This is a genomic window from Cryobacterium psychrophilum, assembly GCF_004365915.1.
GTDB lineage: Bacteria > Actinomycetota > Actinomycetes > Actinomycetales > Microbacteriaceae > Cryobacterium > Cryobacterium psychrophilum.
Map to the genome: position 1 here is coordinate 2,743,301 of NZ_SODI01000001.1, position 24,183 is coordinate 2,767,483.

A 24,183-nucleotide genomic window follows, 5' to 3' on the forward strand; every position below is an offset into this window, starting at 1 on the left:
AATATGACCGGAACACTCGTGGCCAAAGGCCTGGCCGGCGGGTACTCGCACCGCACACTTTTTGACTCGCTCGACCTGACGGTCGCCCCCGGGGACGTCATTGGCGTCGTGGGTGTGAACGGCGCGGGCAAGTCCACGCTGTTGCGCCTCCTCGCCGGCATTCTCAGCCCGCAGGAGGGAACCGTGAGCCTGCTGCCGACCGACGCCTTCATCGGCTGGTTGCCGCAGGAACATGAGCGCCTCCCCGGCGAGACCGTCGCCGTCTTCATCGCCCGGAGAACGGGATGCGCCGAGGCAACACTCGACATGGATGCTGCGGCATCCGCTCTCAGCGACAGCGAACCGGCTGCGGACGGCCGCGACCCGGCTGCGGACGGCCGCGACCCGGCTGACGTGTACTCCGCAGCGCTCGACCGCTGGCTCGCGAGCGGGGCGGCCGACCTCGACGACCGACTGCCCGTTGTGCTCGCGGAACTCGGACTCACCCTGGGAACCGACGTTGCCGGTGACGCCCTGATGACCTCGCTCTCCGGCGGCCAGGCCGCCAGGGTGGGGCTCGCCGCCCTGCTGCTCTCGCGCTTTGATGTCGTGCTGCTCGATGAACCCACGAACGACCTCGACCTCGACGGGCTGGAGCGCCTCGAAACCTTCGTGCGGGGCCTGCGCGGGGGCGTGGTGCTGGTCAGTCACGACCGCGAGTTTCTCGCTCGCTGCGTCACTCGCGTGCTCGAGCTCGATCTCGCCCAGGGTGCGAACAGGGTGTTTGGCGGCGGCTACGACGCATACCTTGAGGAGCGCGAAACCGCCCGTCGGCACAAACGCGACAACTACGACGAGTTCGCGGCGAAGAAGGCCGACCTGGTGGGTCGGGCCAGAACGCAGCGCGAGTGGTCGAGCCAGGGCGTACGCAATGCGATGAAGAAGGCTCCGGACAACGACAAGATTCGCCGCAAGGCCTCGTCGGAATCCAGCGAGAAGCAGGGCCAGAAGGTGCGTCAGATGGAGAGCCGCATCGCACGCATGGAGGAGGTCGAGGAGCCGCGCAAGGAGTGGCAGCTCGAGTTCACGATTGGTGCTGCCCCGCGGTCGAGCGCGGTGGTTTCCACGCTTGCGGCCGCGGTCGTTCAGCAGGGTGATTTCACGCTCGGTCCCGTGTCGCTGCAGGTGAATGCCGGTGAGCGCATCGGCATCACCGGACCCAACGGCGCCGGGAAGAGCACGCTGCTGCGGGCACTCCTGGGCCGATCGACGCCGGCTTCCGGCACCGCGAGCGTCGGTGCAAGCGTTCGCATCGGGGAGATCGACCAGGCCCGCACGCTGCTCGCCGGGTCCGAACCGCTCGCCAGCAGCTTTGAGGCCCTCGTCCCTGACCTGCCGGTGGCCGAGGTGCGTACCCTCCTGGCCAAGTTCGGGCTCAAGGCCGACCACGTGAATCGACCGGTCGACGAGCTGTCGCCGGGCGAACGCACCCGGGCCGGCCTGGCGCTGCTACAGGCGAGGGGAGTGAACCTGCTCGTTCTCGACGAGCCCACGAACCACCTCGACCTCGCGGCGATCGAACAGCTGGAACAGGCGCTTGACTCGTATGACGGCACGCTTCTGCTCGTGACACACGACCGGCGGATGCTCGGAAACGTTCGAACGGACCGCCACTGGCACGTGGAGGCCGGCCACGTCACCGAGCTGTAAGCTCAGCGCATCCGGGCCCCATGAAACCGGAGAATTTCGCGACACGCCGCCTCGGGTGGCGCGTCGCCCCGGCGTGTATCAGAAACTCCGGTTTTAGCGGGGGTTTTAGCGGGACTGGCGTTTCTTGCCCACGCGCGGCGCGCCCTTGACGGCGGGGGTGCGGCCCTTGCCTTTGGACGCCTTGGCTTTTCCGCCCGGCGGCGGGGGCGGTGGGGCGTTCTTCTCTGCTTCGTAGTGGATGTCCGCCAGCAGGGCCGCGCCGGCCTTGGTCAGCCGGGTCACATCCGTGCTGCGATCGAAGAGTGCGTGGCCGAGTTCTGCCTCGAGGTTCTTCACCGACAGGCTCACCGTCATGCGCGGCACGTTCAGGTTTTTGGCCGCGCGAGTGAAGTTCAACTCCTCCGCGACGGCGGTAAAGTGCTGGAGCTGGGTGGTGTCCACAAAGAGCCTTTCAGGAACCCGCGAAATTCGAGGGTCCCTCAAGGCTACGCGTCTGGCGGGGTGATTCGGTCAAACGCCCACATCTCGTTGCCGCCACGCCACGGCGGTCGCCGCGGCCAGCACGAATGACACCGCAAAAAACATGATGACAATCGCCCAGTAATACGGGGAGAACGCATGCAGCCATTCCACGTTCGCGCTCTGGTTGCCGATCGCGTTGAAAACGTATCCGACCACGGCCACGGCCGTGCCCCCTCCGATGCCCCAGATACGCCGACCCGTGAGGGCGCCGCACAGAAGCGCCACCGATCCGCTCAGCAGCACGAGCACACACGTCAGGGCGCTCAGAGCCATGATCTTCACCGCCATCGCCGCATATCTGGCGAGGGCCACCTGCACCCGTGTCACGGCGTGGGCAAGGGTGAGTTCGAGTTGGCCGGATTCCTCGTCGCCGCCGAGGGCCGATGCGCCCCAGCTGATGGCGGCAATGCTCAGGAGCAGAAACGCGATCAGCCCGAAGAGCGTCGCCTGGGCGTATCCGGGCCCGGTCCCGATCTGGTCGTAGTTCAAGGATCGAGTGAGTTCCTGGGGGAGGCTGTCGATCACGTCCTGAATCTGAGGGCTCCCGCCGATCGTGGGAAAGAAGGGCAGGTCGAGGGAAGCCGCGGCGGCAAGCCCGAGAGTCCACCCCAGCAGCGACCGCCAGCCCTCGGTGAAAACATTGCCGAAAACCGGCAGGCGCGCGCCGTTGCCGCCGCCGTGGTGTGGTCATGACCGTCCCCTTGTCGTTGACGTCGTGGCAGCGGATGCCGCCGGTGCGGAATAGAGCGTGAGCACCGACTCCTCGAGATCAGGTTCTTCCAGCACTGGGTCGGTCAGCTGCAGCGCCCCGACGGCCTGGATGACAGGCCGGATCTCGCCACTGAGCGTGGCCGTGGCCTCGGTCTGGTTGGCGGCGATGAGCGTGCATTGCAAGCCTCCCACTCCCGGCACGGCGCCCAGTATTGCGGCCATTTCGGCGGTGCCGACGCAGGTGGCTGACATGCGCAGGTGGCGGATCGCGGTGTTTCGCAGCTCCTCGACGCTTGCGATCGTGACGATGCGACCGTCTCGCAGGATGGCCACTGCGTCTGCCGCCTGCTGAATCTCGCTCATCACGCGGGAGGAGAGGAACACGGTTTTCCCGGCCGCGCTGGCCTCCCGCACGAGGCTGAGGAATTCCTGCTGCATGAGAGGGTCGAGCCCGGTGGTGGGTTCGTCGAGCACGAGCAATTCCGGATCGTGCATGAACGCCTGAATCACGCCGAGCTTCTGTTTGTTTCCCTTGGAGCGCTTGCGCACCGGACGGTTCAGGTCGAGCTTGAGGCGATCAGCGAGTTCTTCGATGCGGCCGTCGCGCACGGGGCCGGAGATATCCGTGTAGTGCTGGAGCAGACGGCGCCCGGAGACGCGACCCTCGAGAATAAGGTCGCCGGGAAGATAATCGATTCGGCGCCGCAGCTCCGGGCCGGCGTTGCGGGAGTCGGTGCCGAGCACGGTGGCGCTCCCCGAGGTGGCACGAATGATGTCGTGCAGGGTACGCATGAGCGTGGTCTTGCCCGCGCCGTTGGGGCCGATGACTCCGAAGACACGTCCTGGGGCAATCGTGAAGCTCACGTCAGCGAGGGCCAGATTCGAGCCGAATCTTTTGGTGACGTTGCGTACCTCGATCGCGTGTGCCGGGGTATCCGCTGACGTGTCGCTTCGGTGGGTAGCCGGGCCAACATGGGTGAGGGGAGAGGTCCTTCGTCTCGGCGAACTGCTGATCATGACCGTAGTAGGCCCGGTCCGATCCGGGGTAGGGCCATTGGACTCCGTCGGCAGGTGATGACCAGCTCAGTGAACGACAACGTCGTTCACATCGATCGCGACACCGCGCAGTGGCGGGAGTATGGTGTCAGCAAATTGGCGGTTGGACTCGGGAATGAGGTGCACAGTGAGCGTTGTGCGATCCACACTGTCGAGCTTGGTTTCCGTTCTCGCCGACGCCGTCGCACCCGACAGCGTGGCGGTGTCCGATGGCGGTGACGTTCCGACGGATCCCGTGATCGTTCGCGTGGTGAGTCTTGATCGCGTCGGTCGATCGCGTCGGGATGGCCCGGTCCTCGACCTTGAGCTGGCTGTGGCCGTGCTTTGCACCGGGCCGCGCAGCCTCGAAAACGTGGAGCAGATGCTCGCTGCCGTCGAGGGCAGCTCGCGCTATGCCGTGGTGCCGCTGCAACCGAGCGAGTCCGGCATGAACGGTCTCGGATTCCGCGTGCGCGTGCCCGTGCCCCTGCGGATGAGCGAGCCGCAGGGGCCGCCCGTCCTGGAACCGTTGCAGGTGACGACCGTGATCGGCCGCACTCTGCGCGGCATTGTGGTGGGGCCGGACGGGCACGGACTCGCAGGTGCGAGTATCCGCTCTCGTGCGTCGGCGCTCGCCGTCGTCAGCGACGGTTCCGGCGGTTTCTCGCTGCTGTCGACCCCCGATCCCGTTCAGGACTTCATCGTCGAATACCACGGGCAGTCGCTCGCGGTGACGGCACCCATTGACCCCACGCTCACCCTGGCCTGGGCGCCCCAGCAATACCGAGCCGAATAACACCGAGCCGAATAACACCGAGCGAAAGGAGAACAACATGCCCAACTATCTTGCTCCGGGCGTGTACGTACAGGAGGTACCCAGCGGCGCCCGGGCGATCGGGCAGGTGAACTCAAGCATTGCCGGATTTGTCGGCGTGGCACCGGACGCCAGGGCTCGGCTCGACGAGACCGTCGTGCTGGACAACTGGACCCAGTTCGTGGACATCTTCGTGGGCGCGGCGACGGTGGGAACGCCGCTCTCCAACGCCGTCTACGGATTCTTCAACAACGGCGGTGGACGCTGCTACGTCGTGAACATCGGCACCGGAGGCAGCCTGCTCGGCACGGCGGCCAAGCCAACGGGCCTGCGCAACTTTGAGAAGATTGACGACATCTCCATTGTCGCGGCGCCGGGCTACGCGGATGCCGACTCCTACGCCGCCCTGATTGAGCACTGCGAGCATCCGCTGAGACAGGATCGGGTCGCCATTCTCGATGCGGTGGAAGACTACGGTCCCGACGTCGCGGCGCTGACCCGGGTCGCGACCTCCGGCCTGCCGGGCAGGAACGCGGGCAGCGACGAGGTCGCTACGCAGTTGTCCCTCGGCCCGCCGCAATCACCCGGCGGCTATGCCGCCTTCTACGTGCCCTGGCTCGTCGTGGTCGATCCGGTCTCCGGGGTCAAGGTGACCCAGCCGCCATCGGGCCACATCGCCGGGGTCTGGGCCCGCGTCGATGCGAGCCGCGGAGTACACAAGGCCCCGGCCAACGAACCCATCCAGGGCGCCCTCGACCTGCGGCAGCGCATCAGTCGCGGCGAGCAGGAGGTGCTCAACCCCGCCGGAGTCAACTGCATCCGCTATTTCCCGGGGGAGGGCATCCGCGTCTGGGGTGCGCGCACGAAGGCCCCCGAGGCGAGCGAGTACCGCTACGTGCCCGTGCGCCGCCTGACCAACATGATCAAGGAATCGATCGAGGAAGGCACCCGTTGGGCGGTTTTCGAACCCAACAAGGACGAGCTGTGGCGTTCCCTGCGCCGGGACATCGGCAACTTTCTCACCAACGTCTGGCACGACGGCGCCCTCTTCGGCACCACCCCGCAGCAGGCGTTCTTCGTGAAGTGCGATGCGGAGACCAACCCACCCGAGGTTCGGGATGCGGGCAGGGTCGTCACGATCATCGGCCTGGCGCCCGTGAAACCGGCCGAGTTCATCGTCTTCAAACTCATGCAATCGGTGGACACCACCGAGATCGAAAACCTGGGAGGCTGACATGTCTGATGCATCCGCTCGATCCCCGCAGGCTCAGCCGGGCAACGTCGTCGATCCCTATCGCGCGTACAACTTCAAGCTCGTGATTCAGACCGTGGTGCAGGGGCACTTCACCCGCGTTGACGGTCTCGGCGTCAAGATTCCGCGCCTGCTGTGGCGGGAGGGCGGTGAGAACGCGGTCGTGCGCACGATGCCCGGCCCGGTCGAGTACCCACCGGTGACGCTGCGCTACGGCTTGACCGACTCCACGGAACTGTTGCAGTGGCTCTTCGCGGCTGTCGACGGGCGGGTGGAACGCCGCAACGTCTCGCTGGCGATGCTCAACGACGCGGGAACGACCGAAGTGCGGCGTTGGAACCTGATTGGCGCGTGGCCCTGCGAGTGGTCAGGTGCGCCGCTCGACGCCCTCGGCAAGGAGCTGGCGATCGAATCGCTCAGCCTGGCCTACGATCAGCTGAAGCTCGACGATGCTCCCGCGACGCCGCCCGCATAGTCGCATCGGCGATGCCCTGCGCACGCTCACCCGGGCGCTGCGCCGGTCTGCTGCACCCTCCAATGAGCGCACAGCGGATGCGGCGGCAGGGGGTCAGGGCGTCCGTGGCCGCAGCGATGCCGGCACGGTCGACGGCTCAGACCCGACGCTGTCATGGATCCAGGATCCGCACGGTGCCCCGGAACACTGGCTGCGCCGCATCCGGGAGGCATCGCTGCCGCCGGTCCGCCGGCCCGGTCGGCACCAGGCCGATCCGGCCGATCCGGTGCGACATGATCCGGCGTTGCCCGGTCCGGTACTGCCCGGTCCGGTGCGCGGGTCACGGCCGGAGCCGATCGGGAGCGCCGATTACTCCGGAGACGGCGGTTCCGAGCGCGGCGTCGCCGACCGCCCGGCGGCGACCCGCTCCTCGGATCGCCCCGCGCTGCGGCTGCGCCTGCGGAGTTCAGACCATCCGGTGTCGACACCGCCGTCGGCACCGGGCCAGGGCAACGCTGCCGGCACCGCCGACCGGCAGGCGGGAAGCGTTGCACCCCACCGCATCGTGCTGAGGACATCCGGGATGCCGTCGTCCGCTACCGGGGTCCCCGCCGCTCCCGTGAGTGCGGCCTCCCCGACGTCCGCACCGGTCACAGCGGTCGACGGTGACCGCGTTGCGGCGAGCGCCGCACCCGCACCCACGTTCCGGACACCGACGTTTCGGACACCGACGTTCCGGACACCCACGGTCCCGGTTGGCGCGCCAGGCGGAATTCGCACCAACAATGCCGGCACCGACGACATCAGCGTCCGCTCCGATCGCGGCGCTCGCGGTGAACCGGCGCGGATGATCCACGTCGCCCCGACCGCACCCGCTCGCGGATCGGTGTACGAGGGCTCCCCACCGGATCGCCCGCACCCCGCGCCGGCACACGTGACGGCGCGGGCGCTCGCCGCGGTCGCCCCGGCGGCGGCCCACCCGTGGCCGGAACTCTCGGCCCCGCGCCCGCTCCCGGTGAGCGGCGCCAGCACCGAGTCGGTCATTCGCCAGATGACGCGAGCGCGGCGTCTCGCCGCGGAACAGGCGAGCGTGTGACATGGAACGGGTCGCGTTTCTCATCGAAGACACCGGGGAACACTTCGGTTGCCTGCTCAACCCCGAAACGGTTGTGATGTCGCGCACCGCGGGGGTTGAGCCGCGCCGCTCGGCCGGCGGCCGCCTCACCGGCGCGGGCCTTGCCGACGACCCCCTGCACTTCACCGGCGGCGGGCACACCGAGCTTCGACTCGACCTCGTCTTCGACGTCGACCTGGCGCCGGAGAACATGACCGTGTCTGACGTGCGCCAGATGACCCGCCCGATCTGGAAACTCGCCGAGAATTCGGCCGAGGTGGATAAGAAACGCCGACCGCCATCCGTTCATTTTCTGTGGGGGCGGGCGTGGGACATGCCCGGCATCGTCACCGAGGTGGCCGAGCGCTTCGATCGGTTCGCGGCGGACGGTTCGCCGCTTCGTTCCTGGCTGCGGCTCGTGTTCGTGCGGGTCGGCCAGAGCGCCGACGAAGAGGGCGGCGAGAACTTCGAGCTTGCCCAGCGCCTGCCCGTCGTAGATCTCACGGCCCCGCCGGTGGAGACCGTCGCCGTTCCGGGAGACGGCGGTGTGGAAACCGTCGCCCGGGATGCGTCCCTCTCCGACGTGCCGAGACCGCTGACCCCCACCCGCGAATACGGCATCCTCTCCATGCTCGCCTACGGAACGCCGCTTCTGACCAAGGCCATCCTCGAATTCAGCAACGTTGACGACCCGCTTCACTTCAGCGGGAGGTTGTCCCTTCCCCCGCTCGGGGAGCAGCCGCGATGACCGACGTGCAGGGGCTGCCCGACATCACCATCACCCTCGGTCGCGACCGGCTCACCCCGGCGGAGGCCGCCTCCGTCGCGTCGATCGAGGTCACCGCCGCGCTCGCCCAACCCGCCATGTGCAGCATTACCTGGCTCACGCTCGATGCCGGGAGTCGGGTGAACCCGGAACCCGGCGACGCCCTGCGGGTGGAGATTGCGGGCATCCGCCGGGCCCTGTTCGTCGGCGAGGTCACCGTGGTCGAGCACAGCTATGGTGCCGACCTCTCGGAAGAAATCCGGGTACGTGCCTACGATGCCCTGCACCGCCTGCGCAAACGTCAGTTCACGCGCCTGCACGACAATGTGGATCTCAACGGCCTCGCCGCCGCCCTCTGCGCCGGCACGGGGCTGCACGTGGTGGGCGGAAACGGACGGCCGGGGCCCGTCTACCAGCTCGCCCGCTCCGACCTGAGCCTCCTCGTGGAGGCGAGCCGCCGACGAGGGCTGTATCCCGTGGTGGATGACGACGCCCTTCGGCTCGTCGATCTCACCGGCGAGGGCGACCCCGTTGAGTTGCTCCTGGGATCAACGCTGCACTCCGCCGAGGTGGAGCTGAGCCAGGAACCGGCCTTCCTGAGCGCCGTCGTCACCGGGTGGAACCCCACGCAGGCGGCCGGGGTGCACGGCGACTCCGGTGACAACCGAGCCAGGGCCGGGGTGGGCGCCGACGCCGCCCCGCAGAGCGTCGGGGGAGGCGGTGCGCTGCTGCGCCAGAACGACGTGCTGGTCGACGACGCCACGGCAGCCGACCTCGCCCAGGCCGAACTCGACGTGCGGGCCGGCGGCGAGGTGACCGGCGTTTTCGTGGCCGAGGGGAATCCCCGCATCCGGGTAGGCGGCCGCGTCAGTATCAGCGGTGTTGCCCCGCACCTCGAGGGGATCTTCACGGTGTGCCGGGTCGTGCACTTGATTGCGGGCAGTGGATACGAGACCACCATTTCCACGACGCCGCCGCCGGTTCCGCTCGCCGCGCCCGGGGCCAGGGCGGCGGACGTGACCACGCTCGGCCTGGTCATTGAGGTGGAAGACCCGCAGCAGCGCGGCCGGGTACGCGTGGATCTGGCGGCGTTCCCCCACGTGAGCACGGGCTGGGCGCCGGTGCTCACCATGGGGGCCGGAACCGGCAAGGGCGCCGTGCTCCTGCCCAACGTCGACGACACCGTGCTCGTGCTCCTCACGGCGGGCGACCCGAACGACGCCATCGTGCTCGGCGGACTCTTCGGGCCGGAGCGCGTGCCGGATGCCGACAACGGCGGGGAACGAGGGCGACGGTTCACGGTGGCGACCGCCGACGGACAGCGGGTCATTCTCGATGGCGCGGCCCACACCATCCGCCTGGAGGACGGTCACGGGTCATCACTGTCGCTCACCCCCGAGCTGTTCAGCATCCACTCCGCGACCGACCTCACCATCGAGGCGCCGGGCCGGGCGATGCGAGTGCGAGCCCAGACGGTGGATTTTGAGGAGGCGACATGAAGATTATCGTGAAGAAGGGGATGCTGCGTTGCGGTCATGATGGTTCGGTCGTCAACGAGCCCTCGCAACAGTGGGTGCGGGTGACGGGGTCTCCCGTGCTCGTGCAACCCGACCCGCGCGGGCGCAGTATCAACGGATGCCCCAACATCGGCCTGAACATCAAGCCCTGCAAGACCACCCTCGTGGTGCAGAAGGGATACTCCACGTTCCTGCGGATCGGCGGGCGGGGCGTGTGCCTGGACACCGTGGAGGGCTACACGGACGGGACCCCGCCGGGTGCCGTCAAATACACGGTGCGCTCGCCGGGTCAAGAAATGGTCGAGGCGTCGACATGACCGCCGCCCGTTATCGCGCGATTGCCCTGGTTCATCCGGACTTCGATGTTTCGGCCGGTCCTTGCGGTTTTCGCCTCACACCCGACGGGCGGCTCGCCACTGTCTCGGCCGACGCGTCGGTGCGCCAGGCGGTGCTGTTGCTGCTCAGTACCCGACCCGGCGAACGGGTGAACCGGCCGCTCTACGGTTGTCATCTGTTCCGGCTGGCCTTCGCGCCCGCCGATGACACCACGGCCGGGCTGGCCATCCACTACGTGGCCAGCGCGCTGCGGCGTTGGGAACGACGCATCGACGTGCTGTCCCTCGACGCGGCCGGTTCCCCCGACGACCCCGCTCTGCTCGAGGTGCGACTGCGGTACCGGGTGCGCGCCACGCAGAACGACGACGAGGTCGCCGTGGTCGTGCCGCTCGCGGGGCCGCCCGGCACCACGACCACGAGGAGCCCGGCATGAGTATCCCCGTACCCAACCTCGACGACCGCAGCTTCGTACAACTCGTCGACAGCGCACGCGAACGCATCCGCCAACTCGATCCCAACTGGACGGACCTGTCGGTTCACGACCCCGGAGTGGTACTCGTGGAGGCCTTCGCGCACCTGACCGACCTGCTCATGTATCGGCTCAATCGGGTGCCGGAGAAGCTCTACGCCGTGTACCTCAACCTGCTCGGCACGGCGGTCTACCCGCCGAGCGCCGCCCAGGCCACCCTGCTGTTCACCCGGGTGGCCGCCGACGGAGGCGACATTCTCATTCCCCGGGGAACGCAGGTGAGCCCGCCGCCGGGGATCCCCGGGGCCGCGCAGCCCGTCTTCACGACAATCGCAGATGCGGTGCTGGCGGCCGGAACCCCGAGCGTCAGCGTGGGTGCCGTGGATGCGGACCTCGTGGATGCCGCCCTGCTCGGCGTCGGGACCGGGCGTCCCGGTCAGGTCTTCGCGCTTCCGAACGCCCCGGCGGTCTCGGGCGATGGCCTCGATATCGGCATCGAGGTGCCGGAGGGGTCGACGCTTGCGAGCGGCGAGGCGGTACTGGTCGACGGTCGGCCGTTCCGATTCTGCCGCGAGGTGGACGCGTTCGCTGATGCGAACCCGGGGGAACCCGTGGTGCGCGTCGACCGCACGTCTGGAACCGTGATCTTCGCCTGGTGGAGCGACCGGACGGCGTCGGCGACCCCGGTGGTTCCCTCGCCGGGCGCCCAGGTTCGCGCGTGGTTTCGCGCCGGCGGCGGTGAGCGCGGCAACGTTCCGGCCGGTCACCTCACGGTGCTGCGTAGTTCCCTGCCCGGGGTGCGGGTGAGCAACCCGGAGCCGGCAACCGGCGGCCGCGATCAGGAACCGCTCGACGATGCGCTGCGACGGGCGCCCCAGGACTTTCAGGCGCGAGATCGCGCGGTGACCGCTCGAGACTACGAGGTGCTCGCCTCCCGGAACGGCGGAGTCGCACGCGCCCATGCGCTGACACGTCGGGACGTGTGGTCCTTTGCCAACCCCGGCGAGGTGGGCGTCGTTCTCGTTCCCCAGGTGCCGGCCTCCTCTCGGGTGAACGGTGCGATCAGCCTCGAACAGCTTGGTGCGCAGGGGCGGGAAGACGTGCGTGCCGAGGTGGACCGCTATCTGAGGGATCGCGCGACCATCGGTGCCACGCCCGTGGTGGGCTGGGCCAGATACAAGCAGGTCCTCGTCGACGCCCGCGTGGTCGTTCGTCCCGACGAGGACCCGGCCGCGGTGACGGAGCGCATTGTGCGCCGCCTGAACGAGGCCATCAACCCGCTTCCCGGCGGCGGCACCGGAGCCGGCGGAAGCGGGGTGGGTTTCGCCTTTGGGTTCGGTCGGCCCCTGCACGCCTCCAACCTGTACCGGGCGATGGAGGAATCGGAGCCGGGCGTGCAGTACATCGACCGGGTCACGCTCGAACTCGACAAGGTCCCCGACACGGAGGCCACCTCGCTGGTGCAGGCCGAGGGCCAGGAGGGAACCTGGTTCGCCGCCCAGGACGACGTGCTGTTTCGCACCACGAACTTCGGCGACGGGTGGGAGGCGTGCGCCCAATTCGCCGGTGAGAACGTTCGCTCCATCGTGCCCTTCAAAGTGGCCAGGGGAGCGGCGACTTCCCACCCCGGCATGGTTGCCGTCGCAACGGATGTCGGTGACGGGTCCCGCGTGTACGTGAGCGATGATCTCGGCGAGAGCTGGAGCCGGCGGGCCGAGCTGGGTTTCACCCTCGCGGACCTCGCCTGGGTTGATCGGGCGGGACGCCCCGTGTTGCTTCTCGCCGGCGAAAAGGGGCTCTACGAGCTCGGCGACGCTGCGGGAGCGATCCCGGTGCAGAATCTCGTGGACCCGACCCGACCCGACCGCGGCTTCTACGCGATCGATTCCTTCACGGATGTGCGCGGGCAGACCGGAGTGATCATCACGGCCGAAGCGGCGGCCGGCGTGTGGCTGTCGCCCACGGCCGGCGTCCCCGAGTCGTTCCAGCGGGTGCGGGCCGCGGGGGAGGACATCCGCTGCCTCGCCGTGCAGTACGACGGGCCGGTCACGTACCTGTGGCTCGGCCGTGCCGTGCCGGAGGGCGGCGGCACCGGATGCGCCCGCCTGCGCATCGACGACCTCGCGCGCACCACGATTGACGCGGCGCTGCTGGCGTCGTGGGAAGAACTCGGAACGGGATGGAGCGGCGGAAGCTGCTGGGGCGTACACGTCACGGGCGACGCGGCGTACGCCGCGACGCAGAGCGGCGGGGTGTTGCGGCTTCCGCTCGCCGCCGGAACCAAACGGCACTGGGACCAGAGGGACGTCAATTGCGGACTACCGCTGCGCGACCGGGCCCGGTTCCAGCCCGTGCGGTCGGTGTCCGGTGTGCTGCGAGACGACGGAAGCCCCCTCATTCTCGGTGCCGGTCCCGCGGGCATCTACCGGTCGACGGACGACGCGATCACCTGGCACACCTGCACCGCTCGTGTCGTCGATACCCTCATCACCCTGCCGCCCACCTGGCTCTTCTGCTCGGGGGAGCACCGCATTGAGGTGGTGCGCGCCCATGACTGACACCGCACCAACTGACACCGCACCCACGCGCACCGTGCTCACGGATTCGCTGATGCTGGGCATCCTCCCTGAGGTGTTCCACGTCTCGGCCGAGCGCAGCGCGCCGCTCCGCGCGCTCCTCGCCGTCACCGCCGATCTGCAGGCGCCGGTGCTCGACGTGCTCGACTCGATCGACACGGTCGTGCACCCCTACCGCGCCCCGACCGGGCTCGTCGGCTATCTCGCGAGTTGGGTCGACCTGGACTGGTTGACCGGGCAGCGGCCCGGCGGCGGATCCGTCATCGACTCGGCGCGTGAACGCGACCTGATTGCCAACGCGGCCGACCTGTCGGCGACTCGAGGCACGCCGGTGGGACTCTCCCGGTTTCTGCACCTCGCCACCGGATGCCCCGGATTCGGGGTCATCGACCGGCCCGGTGCCTTCCACGTCGTCGTCACGGTTCCCGCAACGGCCGCCGATCAGGTTGACCTCGTGCAACGCATCGTCAACGCCATGAAACCGGTACACATCACGCACGAGATCGTGGTCGATGCACCGAATGACGCCGAGGAGCAGTGATGGCGGAGAACAACCGCAAACCCCTCATCATTGCCGGCATCGTCGCCGGTCTCGTCGTGCTGATCTTCGTGGTGGGGGTGAGCCTGGGCGGCGGCGACAGGCCGGCGGATTCGTCGCTGCGCGCCCGCCTCGCCGGCATCGCGCCGGTCGCCCCGCTGACGACCGCCGACCTGCTGCTCACCGCCGGGCGGTGCTCCATCTCCGGGCAGCAGATCTTCGTTCGGCAGGGGTGCAGGTTCAGCATCGCCGCCTTCGGCGGCACTTTTGACCTCGGCCCGGTCACCAAGCGGGGCACGCTCGACGTGCTGACCGCGCCCGGCAAGGTGACCGTGAGTATGAGCATTGAGGGAACGGACGCGGCGCAGGAGCTGGAACCGGGCGCCTCCACCGACCTCACCGTCGGTCGGGGCGGTGGTTCCCTCACGGTGGCCTGCCCCGGGTCCAGTCCCTGCCTCCTGCAATTGAGCGCGCCATGAAGCAGCCCTCGATGACACTCAGCATTGTCCTAGTTGCCCTTGTTCCAGATCCTCACGTGTTAAGGAGTACCCCATGAAGAAAATCTCCATGACCCTCAGCTCGTCCACGGTCGAGCTGACGCAGGGAAAGGGAACGATCACGGCATCGGTCACCAACGCGTCCGCCGCGTCGGATCGCGTGGTCCTCGGAGCCTTCCCGGCCGGGGAACCCAATTCGCTTGCGGGATCGACCGGGGCCCAGATCGCGGATCCGCTCCGCACGATCGAACCCGGTGCGACGGTGCAGTACGAGGTGCGTTTCAACACGGCCGGTGGGATGCCAGGCACCTACGGGGTCAAACTCATCCCGTACAGTGCCGACGAGGCACCGGAGGACTATGCCGAACTCGGTTTCGTCGTGCAGATCGTCGTGCCGGAGGTGGTTCCCGTAGTCACCAGAAAATTCCCCTGGTGGATCCTGGCCATCGTGGGAGCGGTCCTGATTCTTGGCGGCGCCGTGACCGCCTTTCTCCTGACCAGGACGCCGGCGGAGCAACTCGTGCTGTCGTCGTTCACCCCCACCCAGGGCGGCATCGAGGGTGGCACCACGGTCATCCTCACCGGCCGCTTCGGTGACTCCACGATCGTGACAGTGGGGGAGACCGCGGTGGCCGCCGCCCGAGTGAGCGACACCGAGGTGACGTTCAGCACCCCGCCGGCCGGTCAGGCCGGCCAGGTGCCGCTCACGGTGGACAGCGACGGCAAACAGCTCGGAGTGGCCATCTTCGAATACGTTGCCCCCCAGCCCACGGACGGCGGCGGCGGCGGGTTTTTCGAGGACTTCTGCGCAGCGAATCCCCAGGTATGCGTGGCCGTCGACGAGAACAAATTCATCAAGGATTTGGACACCGGCGAGATCATTAAGCCCGAGCAGGTTCAGGAGTTCCTGACGCGATAACCCTCCTAATCGGTGGCGGAACCGGAGGCCCGGATGGCGTTGATGATGCCGGGAATGGAGCCGATCAGCATGATGAGTGCCCAGACGAGCGCGACCATGCCCGTGACGATCGCCCAGAACTGATCACCGATGGCTACAACCACCCCCGGGAGGAACCCGTGGATGAACCCGAGCACGAGCTGCAGCACGACCGACAGCAGCACGAGCACGACGAGCCCGGTGACCCGAAGGAAGCGCGGTTGAGCGAGCACGAGCAGTACCCCGAACACGATCTTCAGAAAGAGCACGGCGCCGAGCACCGCGGCCGCGGTGCCGGTCGGAAAGGCCCCCCAGATCGCCACGTACACGGCCGTGCCAAAGGGAGCGGCGACAAAGAGACCGATCATCAGGAACAGCTTCACGAGGGCAGCGATCACGAGCAGGAAGCACATGATGATCCAGAGAAACGTGACGATGAGCGTGACGAGCCCTTGGATCCGGCCATAGATTCGCAGCGGCAGGATCAGGCTGAGGCCGAGCATCCCCACCGTGAACAGCAACAGGCCGTCGATCAGCGCGAGGGAGGCGATTCCGGATCCGGGCGGGTCCTGGCCGCTTGCCGCATTCACCGCCTGAACCCCGGCCGGAACCCCGAGCTCTTGCGCAACCCCCGCCCCCGGTGGAATCACGCTGGCATTGATCACGAAGAACGAGAGACCGACCTCAGCGAACACGACGAGGGTGGCCGCAATGATCGCCGCGATGAACAAGGGCCTGCGCAGTCCGTCGACCGCCCCCGCACGAGCGACACCCGGCAGGGCTCCGCTTACTCCAGCCATGGTGCGACCATCACCGCCTCCGTCAACTGCCCGAGGTGCCTGTTTCAGCGGGAATAGTATCATCGGTCGCTCGGCGCGGGGCGTGCAGGCGGTAGGCTTGCCCTCAACAACCAGAACTGAACACTGGGCCATCAAGGTCGATGCGGGAGAGTTCGACGTCTCAGACGAGCGAACACCGAAGGAGCAATCCTCCCCGACAATCTCTCAGGTACTCGTACCGCATCGGACTGGCCACTCTGAAAAGAAGCCACTGTACGCCGGTGGCTCGCCCAAGGTGAAAGTTGTGCCCGCGTGGCACGGCGAAGCTCTCAGGCCGCAACGACAGAGGGGGAGTTCCCACGAGGCTCAACCGAGCCTCGGTGACTCTTGCCCGGCCTCGGCCGGCTTGCTCCGGAGAACTCATGACCTCGGTCGACCCCCACGCGGAAGCGCGATTCTCACCCCTGCATCAGGCGCACGTCGATGCGGGCGCCAGCTTCACCGACTTCGCCGGGTGGCAGATGCCGGTGCGCTACTCCAGCGATCTCGCGGAACACCACGCCGTGCGCACCAGCGCCGGCATCTTCGACCTGTCCCACATGGCCGAGATTCGGGTGACGGGCTCCGACGCGAGCGCGTACCTCGACTACGCCTTCGCCGGTAAGCTCTCCGCGATCGCGCTCATGCAGGCCAAGTACAGCCTGCTGCTCACCGAGGGCGGCGGCATCATCGACGACGTCGTCGTGTACCGCCTCGGCGACGCGGAGTACCTCGTCGTCGCCAACGCCGGCAACCGATTCGCGGCACTCGACGCGATGCAGGCGCGGGTGGCCCGCTTCGACGTGACCGTCGCGGACGAGAGCGATGACATCGCCCTGATCGCCGTGCAGGGTCCCCAGGCACGTGACATTCTCAACGAGACCGCCGGTTTCGCGGCGGGCGGCGACATGATTGCGCTGCGGTACTACCGCGCCATGAACGGCGCGTTCAACGGAACCGCACTGTTCATAGCCCGCACCGGGTACACCGGCGAAGACGGCTTCGAACTCTATGTGGCGTCCGCCCAGGCGCCCGCGCTGTGGGACGCCATCGTTGCTGCGGGCGCGGATCATGGGCTGGTGCCCGCCGGGCTTGCGAGCCGGGACACGCTTCGACTTGAAGCCGGAATGCCGCTCTACGGGCACGAGCTCACGCTCACCACCTACCCGGCACAGGCCGGTCTCGGCCGCGTGGTCAATCTGGCGAAGAGCACCGACTTCATCGGACGCAGCGCCAGCGAGGAGGGGCCGAGCGCCACGGCTCCGGTGCTCGTCGGCCTTATCGCCCAGGGCAAGCGTGCCGGTCGCGCTGGCTACAGCGTTTACGCCACCCCGGACGCCGCCGACGCCGCCGGGGAGATCACGAGCGGCGCGCTCTCGCCAACCCTCGGGTATCCGATCGCCATGGCGTACGTCACGCCCGCGCTCGCCCGCCTCGGCACCGAGGTCTACGTGGACGTGCGGGGCACCCGAATCCCCGCGACCGTCGCCTCTCTCCCCTTTTATACGCGCAAGAAATAACCCCTCCCTTTTTGAAAGGCACTCCCATGACTGACAAATCCCAGCTCCAGTACACCGCCGACCACGAGTGGGTGCTCATCGAGGGCGACACCGCCACCATCGGCATCAGCGCCTATGCGGCAGAGAAACTCGGCGACGTGGTCTTCGTTGAACTGCCGGAGGAAGGCAGCACCGTCGCCGCCGGCACCGTCGTTGGCGAGATCGAGTCGACCAAGTCGGTCGGCGAAATCTTCGCTCCGGTGGATGGAACCGTCACGGCCACCAACAGCGCAGTGGTCGACGCCCCCGAACTCGTCAACAGTGACCCCTTCGGCGAAGGCTGGCTGATCAAGGTGACGTTCACCGAGACGCCAGCCCTCATGAGCTTCGCCGAGTACTCCGCCCTCATCGGCGAATAATCCATGGAGACCGTCATCGTGAACCAGACTCCCAGCCCCCGCAACAGCGCCCGCACGACTGCCGGCTCCGCCGCTTTCAGCGAACGACACATCGGCACGGATGCCGCGGCGCAGGCGCACATGCTCGCCACCCTCGGCTATGACTCGGTTGAGGCCCTCGTGGCCGCGGCCGTCCCCGGATCAATCCACTCCGAACTCTTTCGCACCGAAGGTGACGACGCCCTGCCCCCCGCGGCCACGGAGCCGGAGGCGATCGCTGAGCTGCGTCGCATCGCCGCCCTGAACACGGTCAAACGGTCCTTCATCGGACTCGGTTACTACGACACGTTCACGCCCGCCGTGATCAAACGCAACGTGTTCGAGAACCCGAGCTGGTACACCGCGTACACGCCGTACCAGCCGGAGATCTCCCAGGGCCGTCTCGAGGCCCTGATCAATTTCCAGACCATGGTGTCCGACCTCACCGGGCTTGCGACCGCGAACGCGTCGATGCTCGACGAGTCCACGGCGGTCGTGGAGGGGATGCTCCTCGCTCGCCGAGCCTCCAAGGGTGCGTCGCGCCGCTTCATCGTGGACGCCGATGCTCTGCCACAGACGCACGCGCTGCTGGCGAACCGTGCCGACGCGCTCGGCATCGAACTCGACGTGCTGCCCCTGAACGAGAACACGACCGCGGCCGAGCTCGGCGAGTACTTCGGTATCTTCGTGCAGTACCCCGCGGCATCCGGCCGGGTCTGGAACCCGGCGGGCGTGATCGCCCTCGCCCACGAGCAGAAGGCCCTCGCCGTTGTGGCCGCCGACCTGCTGGCCCTCACTCTCATCGCCTCGCCCGGTGACCTCGGCGCCGACGTGGCCGTCGGCTCGAGCCAGCGGTTCGGCGTGCCCATGGGCTTCGGTGGTCCGCACGCCGGCTATATGGCCGTGCGCAAGGGCCTCGAACGTCAGTTGCCCGGTCGCCTCGTTGGCGTGAGCGTCGACGCCGACAACCGTCCGGCCTACCGTCTGGCGCTGCAGGTACGCGAACAGCACATCCGCCGCGACAAGGCCACCTCGAACATCTGCACCGCGCAGGTGCTGCTCGCGGTGATGGCCGGCATGTACGCCGTTTATCACGGGCCACAGGGACTTCGCCAGATCGCGACCGACGTGCACGAACGCGCCGGAAAGCTCGCCGCGGCCCTCGGCGCCGCCGGTGCCGAGATCGTGCACGAGAGTTTCTTCGACACCATCCAGGTGCGCGTTCCCGGCCGCGCCGCGGCCCTGGTGGAGCGCGCCGCAACGAGTGGGTACAACCTGCGCCTGGTCGATGAGAACACGATCGGCCTCGCCGTGGACGAGACGACGAGCGCCGGCGACCTCGCCCACATCGTTCAGGTTTTCGGCGGCAGCGATGCCTTCGGCCAGGTTGACCTCAGCGTGGTGGACGAGGGCCTGCCGGCCGAACTGGCCCGCACGAGCTCCTATCTTGAGCACCCGGTGTTCAACACTCACCGCTCGGAGACGAGCATGATGCGCTACCTCAAGCGCCTCGCCGACGCCGACTACGCACTCGACCGGGGAATGATTCCCCTCGGCTCGTGCACCATGAAACTCAACGCCGCCAGCGAGATGGAGGCGGTGAGCTGGCCCGAGTTCGGTGGCCTGCACCCCTTCGCTCCGCGTGCCGACGTGGAGGGCTACCTGCTGCTCGTTCGTCAACTGGAGACCTGGCTCGCCGATGTCACCGGTTACGACTCGGTGTCCCTGCAGCCGAACGCCGGCAGCCAGGGGGAACTCGCCGGCCTGCTCGCGATCACCTCGTACCACCGGTCACGCGGCGACGAAGCGCGCACGGTCTGCCTCATTCCCTCGAGCGCCCACGGCACCAACGCGGCATCCGCTGCCCTCGCCGGGATGCGCGTCGTCGTCGTCGCGTGCGACGACCTCGGAAACGTGGACCTGGACGACCTGCACACCAAGATCGCCGAACACGCGGCTGACCTGTCGGCTCTCATGATCACCTACCCGTCGACCCACGGAGTGTACGAGCACGAGGTCGCCACCATCTGCCGCGCCGTGCACGACGCCGGTGGCCAGGTGTACGTCGACGGTGCGAACCTGAACGCGTTGCTTGGATTCGCCCGCTACGGCGATTTCGGGGGCGACGTTTCGCACCTCAACCTGCACAAGACGTTCTGCATCCCGCACGGCGGTGGCGGACCCGGCGTCGGCCCGGTCGCGGCCAAGTCGCACCTCGCAGAGTTCCTTCCCGGGCATCCGCTGGCCCAGAGCGACGAGCACTACCTGCTCACCGCCGACGGAACGTCCGGCACGATTCGCCACGAGGGCGGGCCGATTTCGGCAGCCCCCTACGGCAGCCCGAGTATTCTGCCCATCTCGTGGGCCTACGTGCGCATGATGGGCGCCGAGGGTCTCAAGCAGGCCACGGGGGCTGCGGTGCTCGCCGCCAACTACGTGGCCACGCGGCTCTCCAGCGCGTACCCGTTGCTCTACTCGGGGGACAACGGTCTCGTCGCTCATGAGTGCATCCTCGACCTGCGCCCGATGACGGCTGCAACGGGAGTGACCGTGGATGATGTGGCCAAGCGCCTCATCGACTACGGGTTCCACTCGCCGACGATGAGCTTCCCCGTGTCCGGAACTCTCATGGTCGAACCCACCGAGAGCGAAGACCTCGGCGAGATCGACCGGTTCATCAACGCGATGATGGCCATCCGGGCCGAAGCGGATGCTGTTGCCGCCGGCGTGTGGCCGTCCGACGACAACCCACTGCGCAACGCGCCGCACACCGCACAATCGGTCATCGAAGGGGAGTGGGAGCACTCCTACGACCGGGCAACGGCCGTGTATCCGGTGCGCACGCTCGTGGCGCACAAGTACTGGCCGCCGGTGCGTCGCATCGATAACGCCTTCGGCGACCGCAACCTGGTCTGTGCCTGCCCGCCGCCAGAGGCGTTCGAGGAGTAAGTCGCGAGGAGCAGCCGCTACCCCAGAGCGAAGCTCCGTGTCTGTCCGGGTGACAGTGTGGCCTTCTGGCCCTCCACCCTCACCCGGATGGGCGTTACACCGCCGGGGAGCAGATGCAGCCGCAGGGTACCGGGCGTGAGGTGCAGCCGAAGGGGTTGTTCGCGGTAGTTGATCATGAAATCAACCGAGCCCAACTCGTCGGGCAGCGCCGGGTGCAGCCACAGCATGTCGTTGCGGATCTCGAGCCCGGTGTAGCAGCGCACGATCATATCGACCGAACCGGCCATCGCGCCCAAGTGGATGCCTTCGTGTGTACTTCCGGTCTGCACATCGCCGAGGTCGCACTCGAGGGCCTGCAGGAGAAAGTTCCACGACTGCGCCCGGTCGCGTCGGGCCTCCACCCAGGAATGCACGACGCTGCTCAGGGTGGATCCGTGCGTCGACCGAGCGCGGTAGAAATCAACGGTGCGCACCACCGTCTCCGGCGGAAAGGCATAGCCCATGTCGTGCAGCAGCCCGCGAAGCTCCTCCGCGGAGAACAGGTAGAGGAGCATCAGTACATCTGCCTGCTTGGCCAGTCGGTAGTTGTTGGTGCTATCACCCTCCGCATTGAGGATGAGGTCGAGGCGGCCGAGGGAGCCATACCGGGCCCGATATGCTTCCCACTCGAATTCAGGCAAGGCCTCGTAACCGTCGAATTGGCTCAGAATCCCGTCGGCGTGAAAGACCACTCGAAGTCGACGACGGATCCGGTCCCACCGGTCGACCTCTTCCGGGTGCAGCCGCAGCCGGTTCCAGAGCGGAGTGCAGTGGTGTGTTCTCAGCAGGGCTACGGTCTCGACGGCGCGGCTCAGCGTCCAGGCCACCATGACGTTTGTGTAGGTATTGTTTCGCAACCCGGCGCCCGGGTTGCCCGGCGGTCCGTCGTGGAACTCGTCCGGGCCCATCACTCCTGACACGTCGTAACGGTCGGCGCCCTCGTCGAGGATCGCGAGGTCGGAGAAGAACCGGGCGACCTCGATGAGCAGCTCCGCGCCTTGATGAATGAGAAAGCCGATGTCGCCGGTCGACTGGTAGTACTGCCAGACGCTGTAGGCAATCGCCAGGCCCACGTGCCGCTGCCGGTGGGAGTGGTCGGGCATCCACTGGCCGGTCCGCGGGTTGAAAAGCGCATTCGGGGTGACTTCGCGCCCGTCGATGCCGCTCTGCCAGGGAAACATGGCCCCGGCGTGCCCGAGCTGCCGGGCGGCGGCCCTCGCCTCGCCCAAACGACGGTAGCGGTAGCCGAGCATCGCCAGGCTCAGGTCGGGGCGACGCAGGGTGAGAACGGGGTAGACGAACATCTCGTCCCAGAAGACGTGGCCGCGGTAGCCCTCGCCGTGCAGGCCGCGCGCCGGCACGCCGGCGTCGAGGTCGGCATCCACAGCTGCCACGGTTTGGAGCACATGGAAGGTGTTGAGATTGAGCGCGAGTGAGGACCTTTGGCCGGAATCGAGGCGAACGGCGAACTCTTTCCACAGCACGTGCCATTCGCGCTCGTGCGCTGCCCGCAAATCCGCGGGCTCGGGCAGGCGCTCAAGCCAGGTCAGCACCGCCGTTGTGGGGGAGGCGATGGCCCGGTCCCGGGAAGTGCTGACCACGACGAGCTTCTCCACCCGTACCGGGCGGCCCCGGTGCACGTCCAGGTCGAAGGCGTGCGCGACCCAGCCGTGCTCGATCACTGTGTCCCGCCGCGGTTCGCGTCGCCGTCCGCCCTCGAATACCCGGGTGCGAGCGGCGAGCGAGATATGGATACCGGACTGGCTGGTTTCCACTTCGAGCAGGATGGTCTCGTCTCCGACGCCGCGCGCTCCGCGCGCCACGAGATGCTGCCCGTCCAGTGACCGATCGGCGGCCACATTACGGTTGGCGACGCGCCCGTCGAGGGCCGAACGGATTTCGAGCACCCCCGACCAGTTCACCGCCTCGAACGTCGTCTCGAGCACGGCAACGTGCGGTGCGGTCTGGGACACGAATCGGCGCGACGTCACACTGGTCGTGCGGCCGCTTCGGTCTCGGAAGCTCATGTACCGGGTGAGCGTGGCACGTTTGAGGTCGAGCTCCTGCCAGTATCCGTTGAGGTCTGCGCTGCCCGGGTGCAGCCATTCCCCGCCGGCGACCCGAAAATGCAGGGGCAGCCAGTTCGGCGCGTTCACCATGTGCTCGTCTTCGCGGGTTTCGTTGTCGATAACGCTGCTCAACCGGTTGTAGACGCCCGCGAGATAGGTCCCCGGATAGTGCACCTCGTCGGCGTCGCGCTCCGGGGCGGCTCCTCGGGTGCCCCAAAACCCGTTGCCCAGCGTGCAGAGCGCCTCCCTTACGCCCTCGGCTGCCGGGTCGAACCCGTCGTAGCGCAGCAGCCACGGATTCCGGTTCTCACGACGGGCGGCCAGGTCGAGCTGCCCGAGGTCTGCGAGCACGATATCGGCGCCGGCCGCCCGCAGGCGATCGGTCGAGCCCGTGCGGTCGACTCCGACGATGAGCCCGAAGCCGCCACGTTGGGCGGCCTCGACGCCCGCAACGGCGTCTTCCAGCACGGCGGCGCGGGCCGGAGTCACGCCGAGCCGCCGGGCGGCTTCGAGAAACAGTGCCGGGTTCGGCTTTCCTGGCATGACCAGCCGAATGGCATCGGTGCCGTCGACACACACGTCGAACGCACCTGTGGCGCCCGCTGCCTCGAGGATCTGGACGCTGTTGCGGCTGGAGGTCGCGATGGCAGTGGCAATATGCAATCCCCGCAACCGGCGGGCCAGGGCCAGGGCGTCCTCGAACACGACGACGCCCTCGGCGGCCAGGATGGCGTCGAAGATGGTTTGCTTGCGGGCGGCCAGCCCGGCCACGGTGTGGGGTGCGCCCGGGCCTGTCGGCCCGTCCTCCAGCAGCTGTATTCCCCTCGAGGCCAGGAATGTGCGAATGCCGTCTTCCCGCGGACGCCCGTCGACGTACCGCAGGTAGTCGTCCTTCGGATCGAACGGATGCCCCGCTCCGCCGGCCAGGGCCGGCAGCACCTCGTCGAAGAGCGTCTGCCACGCCCGCGCGTGCACGGCAGCGGTGTCGGTCACGACACCGTCAAGGTCGAAGATCACCGCGTCGTAGAGGACCGGGTCCGAGCGCACCGGTTCCGACCGCACCGGATCCGACCATAGGGGAGGGAGGGATGTCACAGCGGGGTTCTCCTCCCAATCGTGCCCCCACGATACTCGTAAGGCACGGG

At 67.8% G+C, this 24,183-nt stretch carries 21 protein-coding genes and 2 riboswitches; of the genes, 16 read left to right on the forward strand and 5 right to left on the reverse strand.

Annotated elements, in window-relative coordinates:
- The first annotated feature begins 3 nt into the window (after positions 1–3).
- Positions 4–1,689 carry an ABC-F family ATP-binding cassette domain-containing protein gene (locus tag EDD25_RS12845; RefSeq protein WP_134173677.1) on the forward strand — a complete coding sequence of 562 codons (1,686 nt, stop codon included), beginning with the start codon at positions 4–6 and terminating at the stop codon, positions 1,687–1,689.
- A 105-nt stretch (positions 1,690–1,794) separates the two neighbouring features.
- Here EDD25_RS12845 and EDD25_RS18205 read toward each other — a convergent pair whose 3' ends face one another.
- The 3 genes from EDD25_RS18205 to EDD25_RS12860 all read right to left on the reverse strand — a co-directional run bounded on the left by EDD25_RS18205 (position 1,795) and on the right by EDD25_RS12860 (position 3,939).
- A complete protein-coding gene (locus tag EDD25_RS18205; RefSeq protein ID WP_134173679.1) occupies positions 1,795–2,130 on the reverse strand; it encodes a LysR family transcriptional regulator in 336 nt (111 codons plus the stop codon).
- 69 nt (positions 2,131–2,199) lie between these two features.
- Positions 2,200–2,868, reverse strand: a complete 669-nt coding sequence (locus EDD25_RS12855) for an ABC transporter permease subunit (RefSeq protein ID WP_134173690.1) — start codon at positions 2,866–2,868, stop codon at positions 2,200–2,202.
- Between the two features lie 30 nt (positions 2,869–2,898).
- Entirely contained in the window at positions 2,899–3,939 is a 1,041-nt protein-coding gene (locus EDD25_RS12860) for an ABC transporter ATP-binding protein (RefSeq protein ID WP_134173692.1), read from the reverse strand.
- Between the two features lie 166 nt (positions 3,940–4,105).
- Here EDD25_RS12860 and EDD25_RS12865 point away from each other — a divergent pair, with 166 nt between their 5' ends.
- From EDD25_RS12865 to EDD25_RS12920, 12 genes are all read left to right on the forward strand, one after another.
- Positions 4,106–4,753 (forward strand): hypothetical protein, encoded by a 648-nt coding sequence (locus tag EDD25_RS12865; protein ID WP_134173694.1) that lies wholly within the window; start codon positions 4,106–4,108, stop codon positions 4,751–4,753.
- A gap of 37 nt (positions 4,754–4,790) precedes the next feature.
- On the forward strand, positions 4,791–6,005 hold the full coding sequence (locus EDD25_RS12870) for a phage tail sheath family protein (protein WP_134173696.1): 1,215 nt from the start codon (positions 4,791–4,793) through the stop codon (positions 6,003–6,005).
- Between the two features lies 1 nt (position 6,006).
- Positions 6,007–6,498 carry a phage tail protein gene (locus EDD25_RS12875; protein ID WP_134173698.1) on the forward strand — a complete coding sequence of 164 codons (492 nt, stop codon included), beginning with the start codon at positions 6,007–6,009 and terminating at the stop codon, positions 6,496–6,498.
- Complete coding sequence (locus EDD25_RS12880) at positions 6,473–7,573, forward strand: hypothetical protein (RefSeq protein WP_134173700.1); 1,101 nt, start codon at positions 6,473–6,475, stop codon at positions 7,571–7,573. Before EDD25_RS12875 ends, EDD25_RS12880 begins: the two co-directional genes overlap by 26 nt.
- 1 nt (position 7,574) lies before the next feature.
- Positions 7,575–8,339 (forward strand): CIS tube protein, encoded by a 765-nt coding sequence (locus EDD25_RS12885; RefSeq protein ID WP_134173702.1) that lies wholly within the window; start codon positions 7,575–7,577, stop codon positions 8,337–8,339.
- A complete protein-coding gene (locus EDD25_RS12890; protein WP_134173704.1) occupies positions 8,336–9,856 on the forward strand; it encodes a phage baseplate assembly protein V in 1,521 nt (506 codons plus the stop codon). Before EDD25_RS12885 ends, EDD25_RS12890 begins: the two co-directional genes overlap by 4 nt.
- Positions 9,853–10,191: a hypothetical protein gene (locus EDD25_RS12895; RefSeq protein ID WP_134173706.1), complete on the forward strand. Its 339-nt coding sequence runs from the start codon at positions 9,853–9,855 to the stop codon at positions 10,189–10,191. The genes EDD25_RS12890 and EDD25_RS12895 overlap by 4 nt, the downstream gene beginning before the upstream one ends.
- A complete protein-coding gene (locus tag EDD25_RS12900) occupies positions 10,188–10,643 on the forward strand; it encodes a GPW/gp25 family protein (RefSeq protein WP_134173708.1) in 456 nt (151 codons plus the stop codon). Before EDD25_RS12895 ends, EDD25_RS12900 begins: the two co-directional genes overlap by 4 nt.
- Positions 10,640–13,237 (forward strand): baseplate J/gp47 family protein, encoded by a 2,598-nt coding sequence (locus EDD25_RS12905; RefSeq protein ID WP_134173710.1) that lies wholly within the window; start codon positions 10,640–10,642, stop codon positions 13,235–13,237. Before EDD25_RS12900 ends, EDD25_RS12905 begins: the two co-directional genes overlap by 4 nt.
- A complete protein-coding gene (locus tag EDD25_RS12910; protein WP_134173712.1) occupies positions 13,230–13,796 on the forward strand; it encodes a phage tail protein in 567 nt (188 codons plus the stop codon). The genes EDD25_RS12905 and EDD25_RS12910 overlap by 8 nt, the downstream gene beginning before the upstream one ends.
- Positions 13,796–14,272, forward strand: a complete 477-nt coding sequence (locus tag EDD25_RS12915; protein WP_134173714.1) for a hypothetical protein — start codon at positions 13,796–13,798, stop codon at positions 14,270–14,272. The genes EDD25_RS12910 and EDD25_RS12915 overlap by 1 nt, the downstream gene beginning before the upstream one ends.
- A 73-nt stretch (positions 14,273–14,345) precedes the next feature.
- Positions 14,346–15,209, forward strand: a complete 864-nt coding sequence (locus tag EDD25_RS12920; protein WP_134173716.1) for an IPT/TIG domain-containing protein — start codon at positions 14,346–14,348, stop codon at positions 15,207–15,209.
- Positions 15,210–15,214: 5 nt separating this feature from the next.
- Here EDD25_RS12920 and EDD25_RS12925 read toward each other — a convergent pair whose 3' ends face one another.
- Entirely contained in the window at positions 15,215–16,027 is an 813-nt protein-coding gene (locus EDD25_RS12925) for a hypothetical protein (RefSeq protein WP_134173718.1), read from the reverse strand.
- A 133-nt stretch (positions 16,028–16,160) separates the two neighbouring features.
- Positions 16,161–16,257: riboswitch (glycine riboswitch) on the forward strand.
- A 1-nt stretch (position 16,258) separates the two neighbouring features.
- Positions 16,259–16,359: riboswitch (glycine riboswitch) on the forward strand.
- Positions 16,360–16,428: 69 nt separating this feature from the next.
- On the opposite strand from EDD25_RS12925, the gene gcvT reads away from it, so the two are divergent.
- Genes gcvT through gcvP form a run of 3 tightly spaced genes read left to right on the forward strand, consistent with a single transcriptional unit; the run spans position 16,429 to position 20,930 of the window.
- A complete protein-coding gene (gene gcvT, locus EDD25_RS12930; RefSeq protein WP_134173720.1) occupies positions 16,429–17,565 on the forward strand; it encodes a glycine cleavage system aminomethyltransferase GcvT in 1,137 nt (378 codons plus the stop codon).
- 26 nt (positions 17,566–17,591) lie between these two features.
- Positions 17,592–17,963 carry a glycine cleavage system protein GcvH gene (gene gcvH / locus EDD25_RS12935; RefSeq protein WP_134173722.1) on the forward strand — a complete coding sequence of 124 codons (372 nt, stop codon included), beginning with the start codon at positions 17,592–17,594 and terminating at the stop codon, positions 17,961–17,963.
- Between the two features lie 3 nt (positions 17,964–17,966).
- Complete coding sequence (gene gcvP / locus EDD25_RS12940) at positions 17,967–20,930, forward strand: aminomethyl-transferring glycine dehydrogenase (RefSeq protein ID WP_134173724.1); 2,964 nt, start codon at positions 17,967–17,969, stop codon at positions 20,928–20,930.
- 17 nt (positions 20,931–20,947) lie between these two features.
- On the opposite strand, the gene EDD25_RS12945 is transcribed toward gcvP, so the two are convergent.
- On the reverse strand, positions 20,948–24,133 hold the full coding sequence (locus EDD25_RS12945; protein ID WP_241986549.1) for a beta-phosphoglucomutase family hydrolase: 3,186 nt from the start codon (positions 24,131–24,133) through the stop codon (positions 20,948–20,950).
- Positions 24,134–24,183: the final 50 nt, after the last annotated feature.

Excerpts from the sequence above, each read along its gene's own strand:
- EDD25_RS12845 (WP_134173677.1), top strand. The coding sequence starts at position 4 with ATGACCGGAACACTCGTGGCCAAAGGCCTGGCCGGCGGGTACTCGCAC.
- EDD25_RS12920 (WP_134173716.1), top strand. The coding sequence starts at position 14,346 with ATGAAGAAAATCTCCATGACCCTCAGCTCGTCCACGGTCGAGCTGACG.
- EDD25_RS12915 (WP_134173714.1), top strand. The coding sequence starts at position 13,796 with ATGGCGGAGAACAACCGCAAACCCCTCATCATTGCCGGCATCGTCGCC.
- EDD25_RS12875 (WP_134173698.1), top strand. The coding sequence starts at position 6,007 with ATGTCTGATGCATCCGCTCGATCCCCGCAGGCTCAGCCGGGCAACGTC.
- EDD25_RS12860 (WP_134173692.1), bottom strand. The coding sequence starts at position 3,939 with ATGATCAGCAGTTCGCCGAGACGAAGGACCTCTCCCCTCACCCATGTT.
- gcvT (WP_134173720.1), top strand. The coding sequence starts at position 16,429 with ATGACCTCGGTCGACCCCCACGCGGAAGCGCGATTCTCACCCCTGCAT.
- EDD25_RS12890 (WP_134173704.1), top strand. The coding sequence starts at position 8,336 with ATGACCGACGTGCAGGGGCTGCCCGACATCACCATCACCCTCGGTCGC.
- EDD25_RS12880 (WP_134173700.1), top strand. The coding sequence starts at position 6,473 with ATGCTCCCGCGACGCCGCCCGCATAGTCGCATCGGCGATGCCCTGCGC.
- EDD25_RS12910 (WP_134173712.1), top strand. The coding sequence starts at position 13,230 with ATGACTGACACCGCACCAACTGACACCGCACCCACGCGCACCGTGCTC.
- gcvP (WP_134173724.1), top strand. The coding sequence starts at position 17,967 with ATGGAGACCGTCATCGTGAACCAGACTCCCAGCCCCCGCAACAGCGCC.
- EDD25_RS12885 (WP_134173702.1), top strand. The coding sequence starts at position 7,575 with ATGGAACGGGTCGCGTTTCTCATCGAAGACACCGGGGAACACTTCGGT.
- gcvH (WP_134173722.1), top strand. The coding sequence starts at position 17,592 with ATGACTGACAAATCCCAGCTCCAGTACACCGCCGACCACGAGTGGGTG.
- EDD25_RS12905 (WP_134173710.1), top strand. The coding sequence starts at position 10,640 with ATGAGTATCCCCGTACCCAACCTCGACGACCGCAGCTTCGTACAACTC.
- EDD25_RS12900 (WP_134173708.1), top strand. The coding sequence starts at position 10,188 with ATGACCGCCGCCCGTTATCGCGCGATTGCCCTGGTTCATCCGGACTTC.
- EDD25_RS12870 (WP_134173696.1), top strand. The coding sequence starts at position 4,791 with ATGCCCAACTATCTTGCTCCGGGCGTGTACGTACAGGAGGTACCCAGC.
- EDD25_RS12895 (WP_134173706.1), top strand. The coding sequence starts at position 9,853 with ATGAAGATTATCGTGAAGAAGGGGATGCTGCGTTGCGGTCATGATGGT.
- EDD25_RS12925 (WP_134173718.1), bottom strand. The coding sequence starts at position 16,027 with ATGGCTGGAGTAAGCGGAGCCCTGCCGGGTGTCGCTCGTGCGGGGGCG.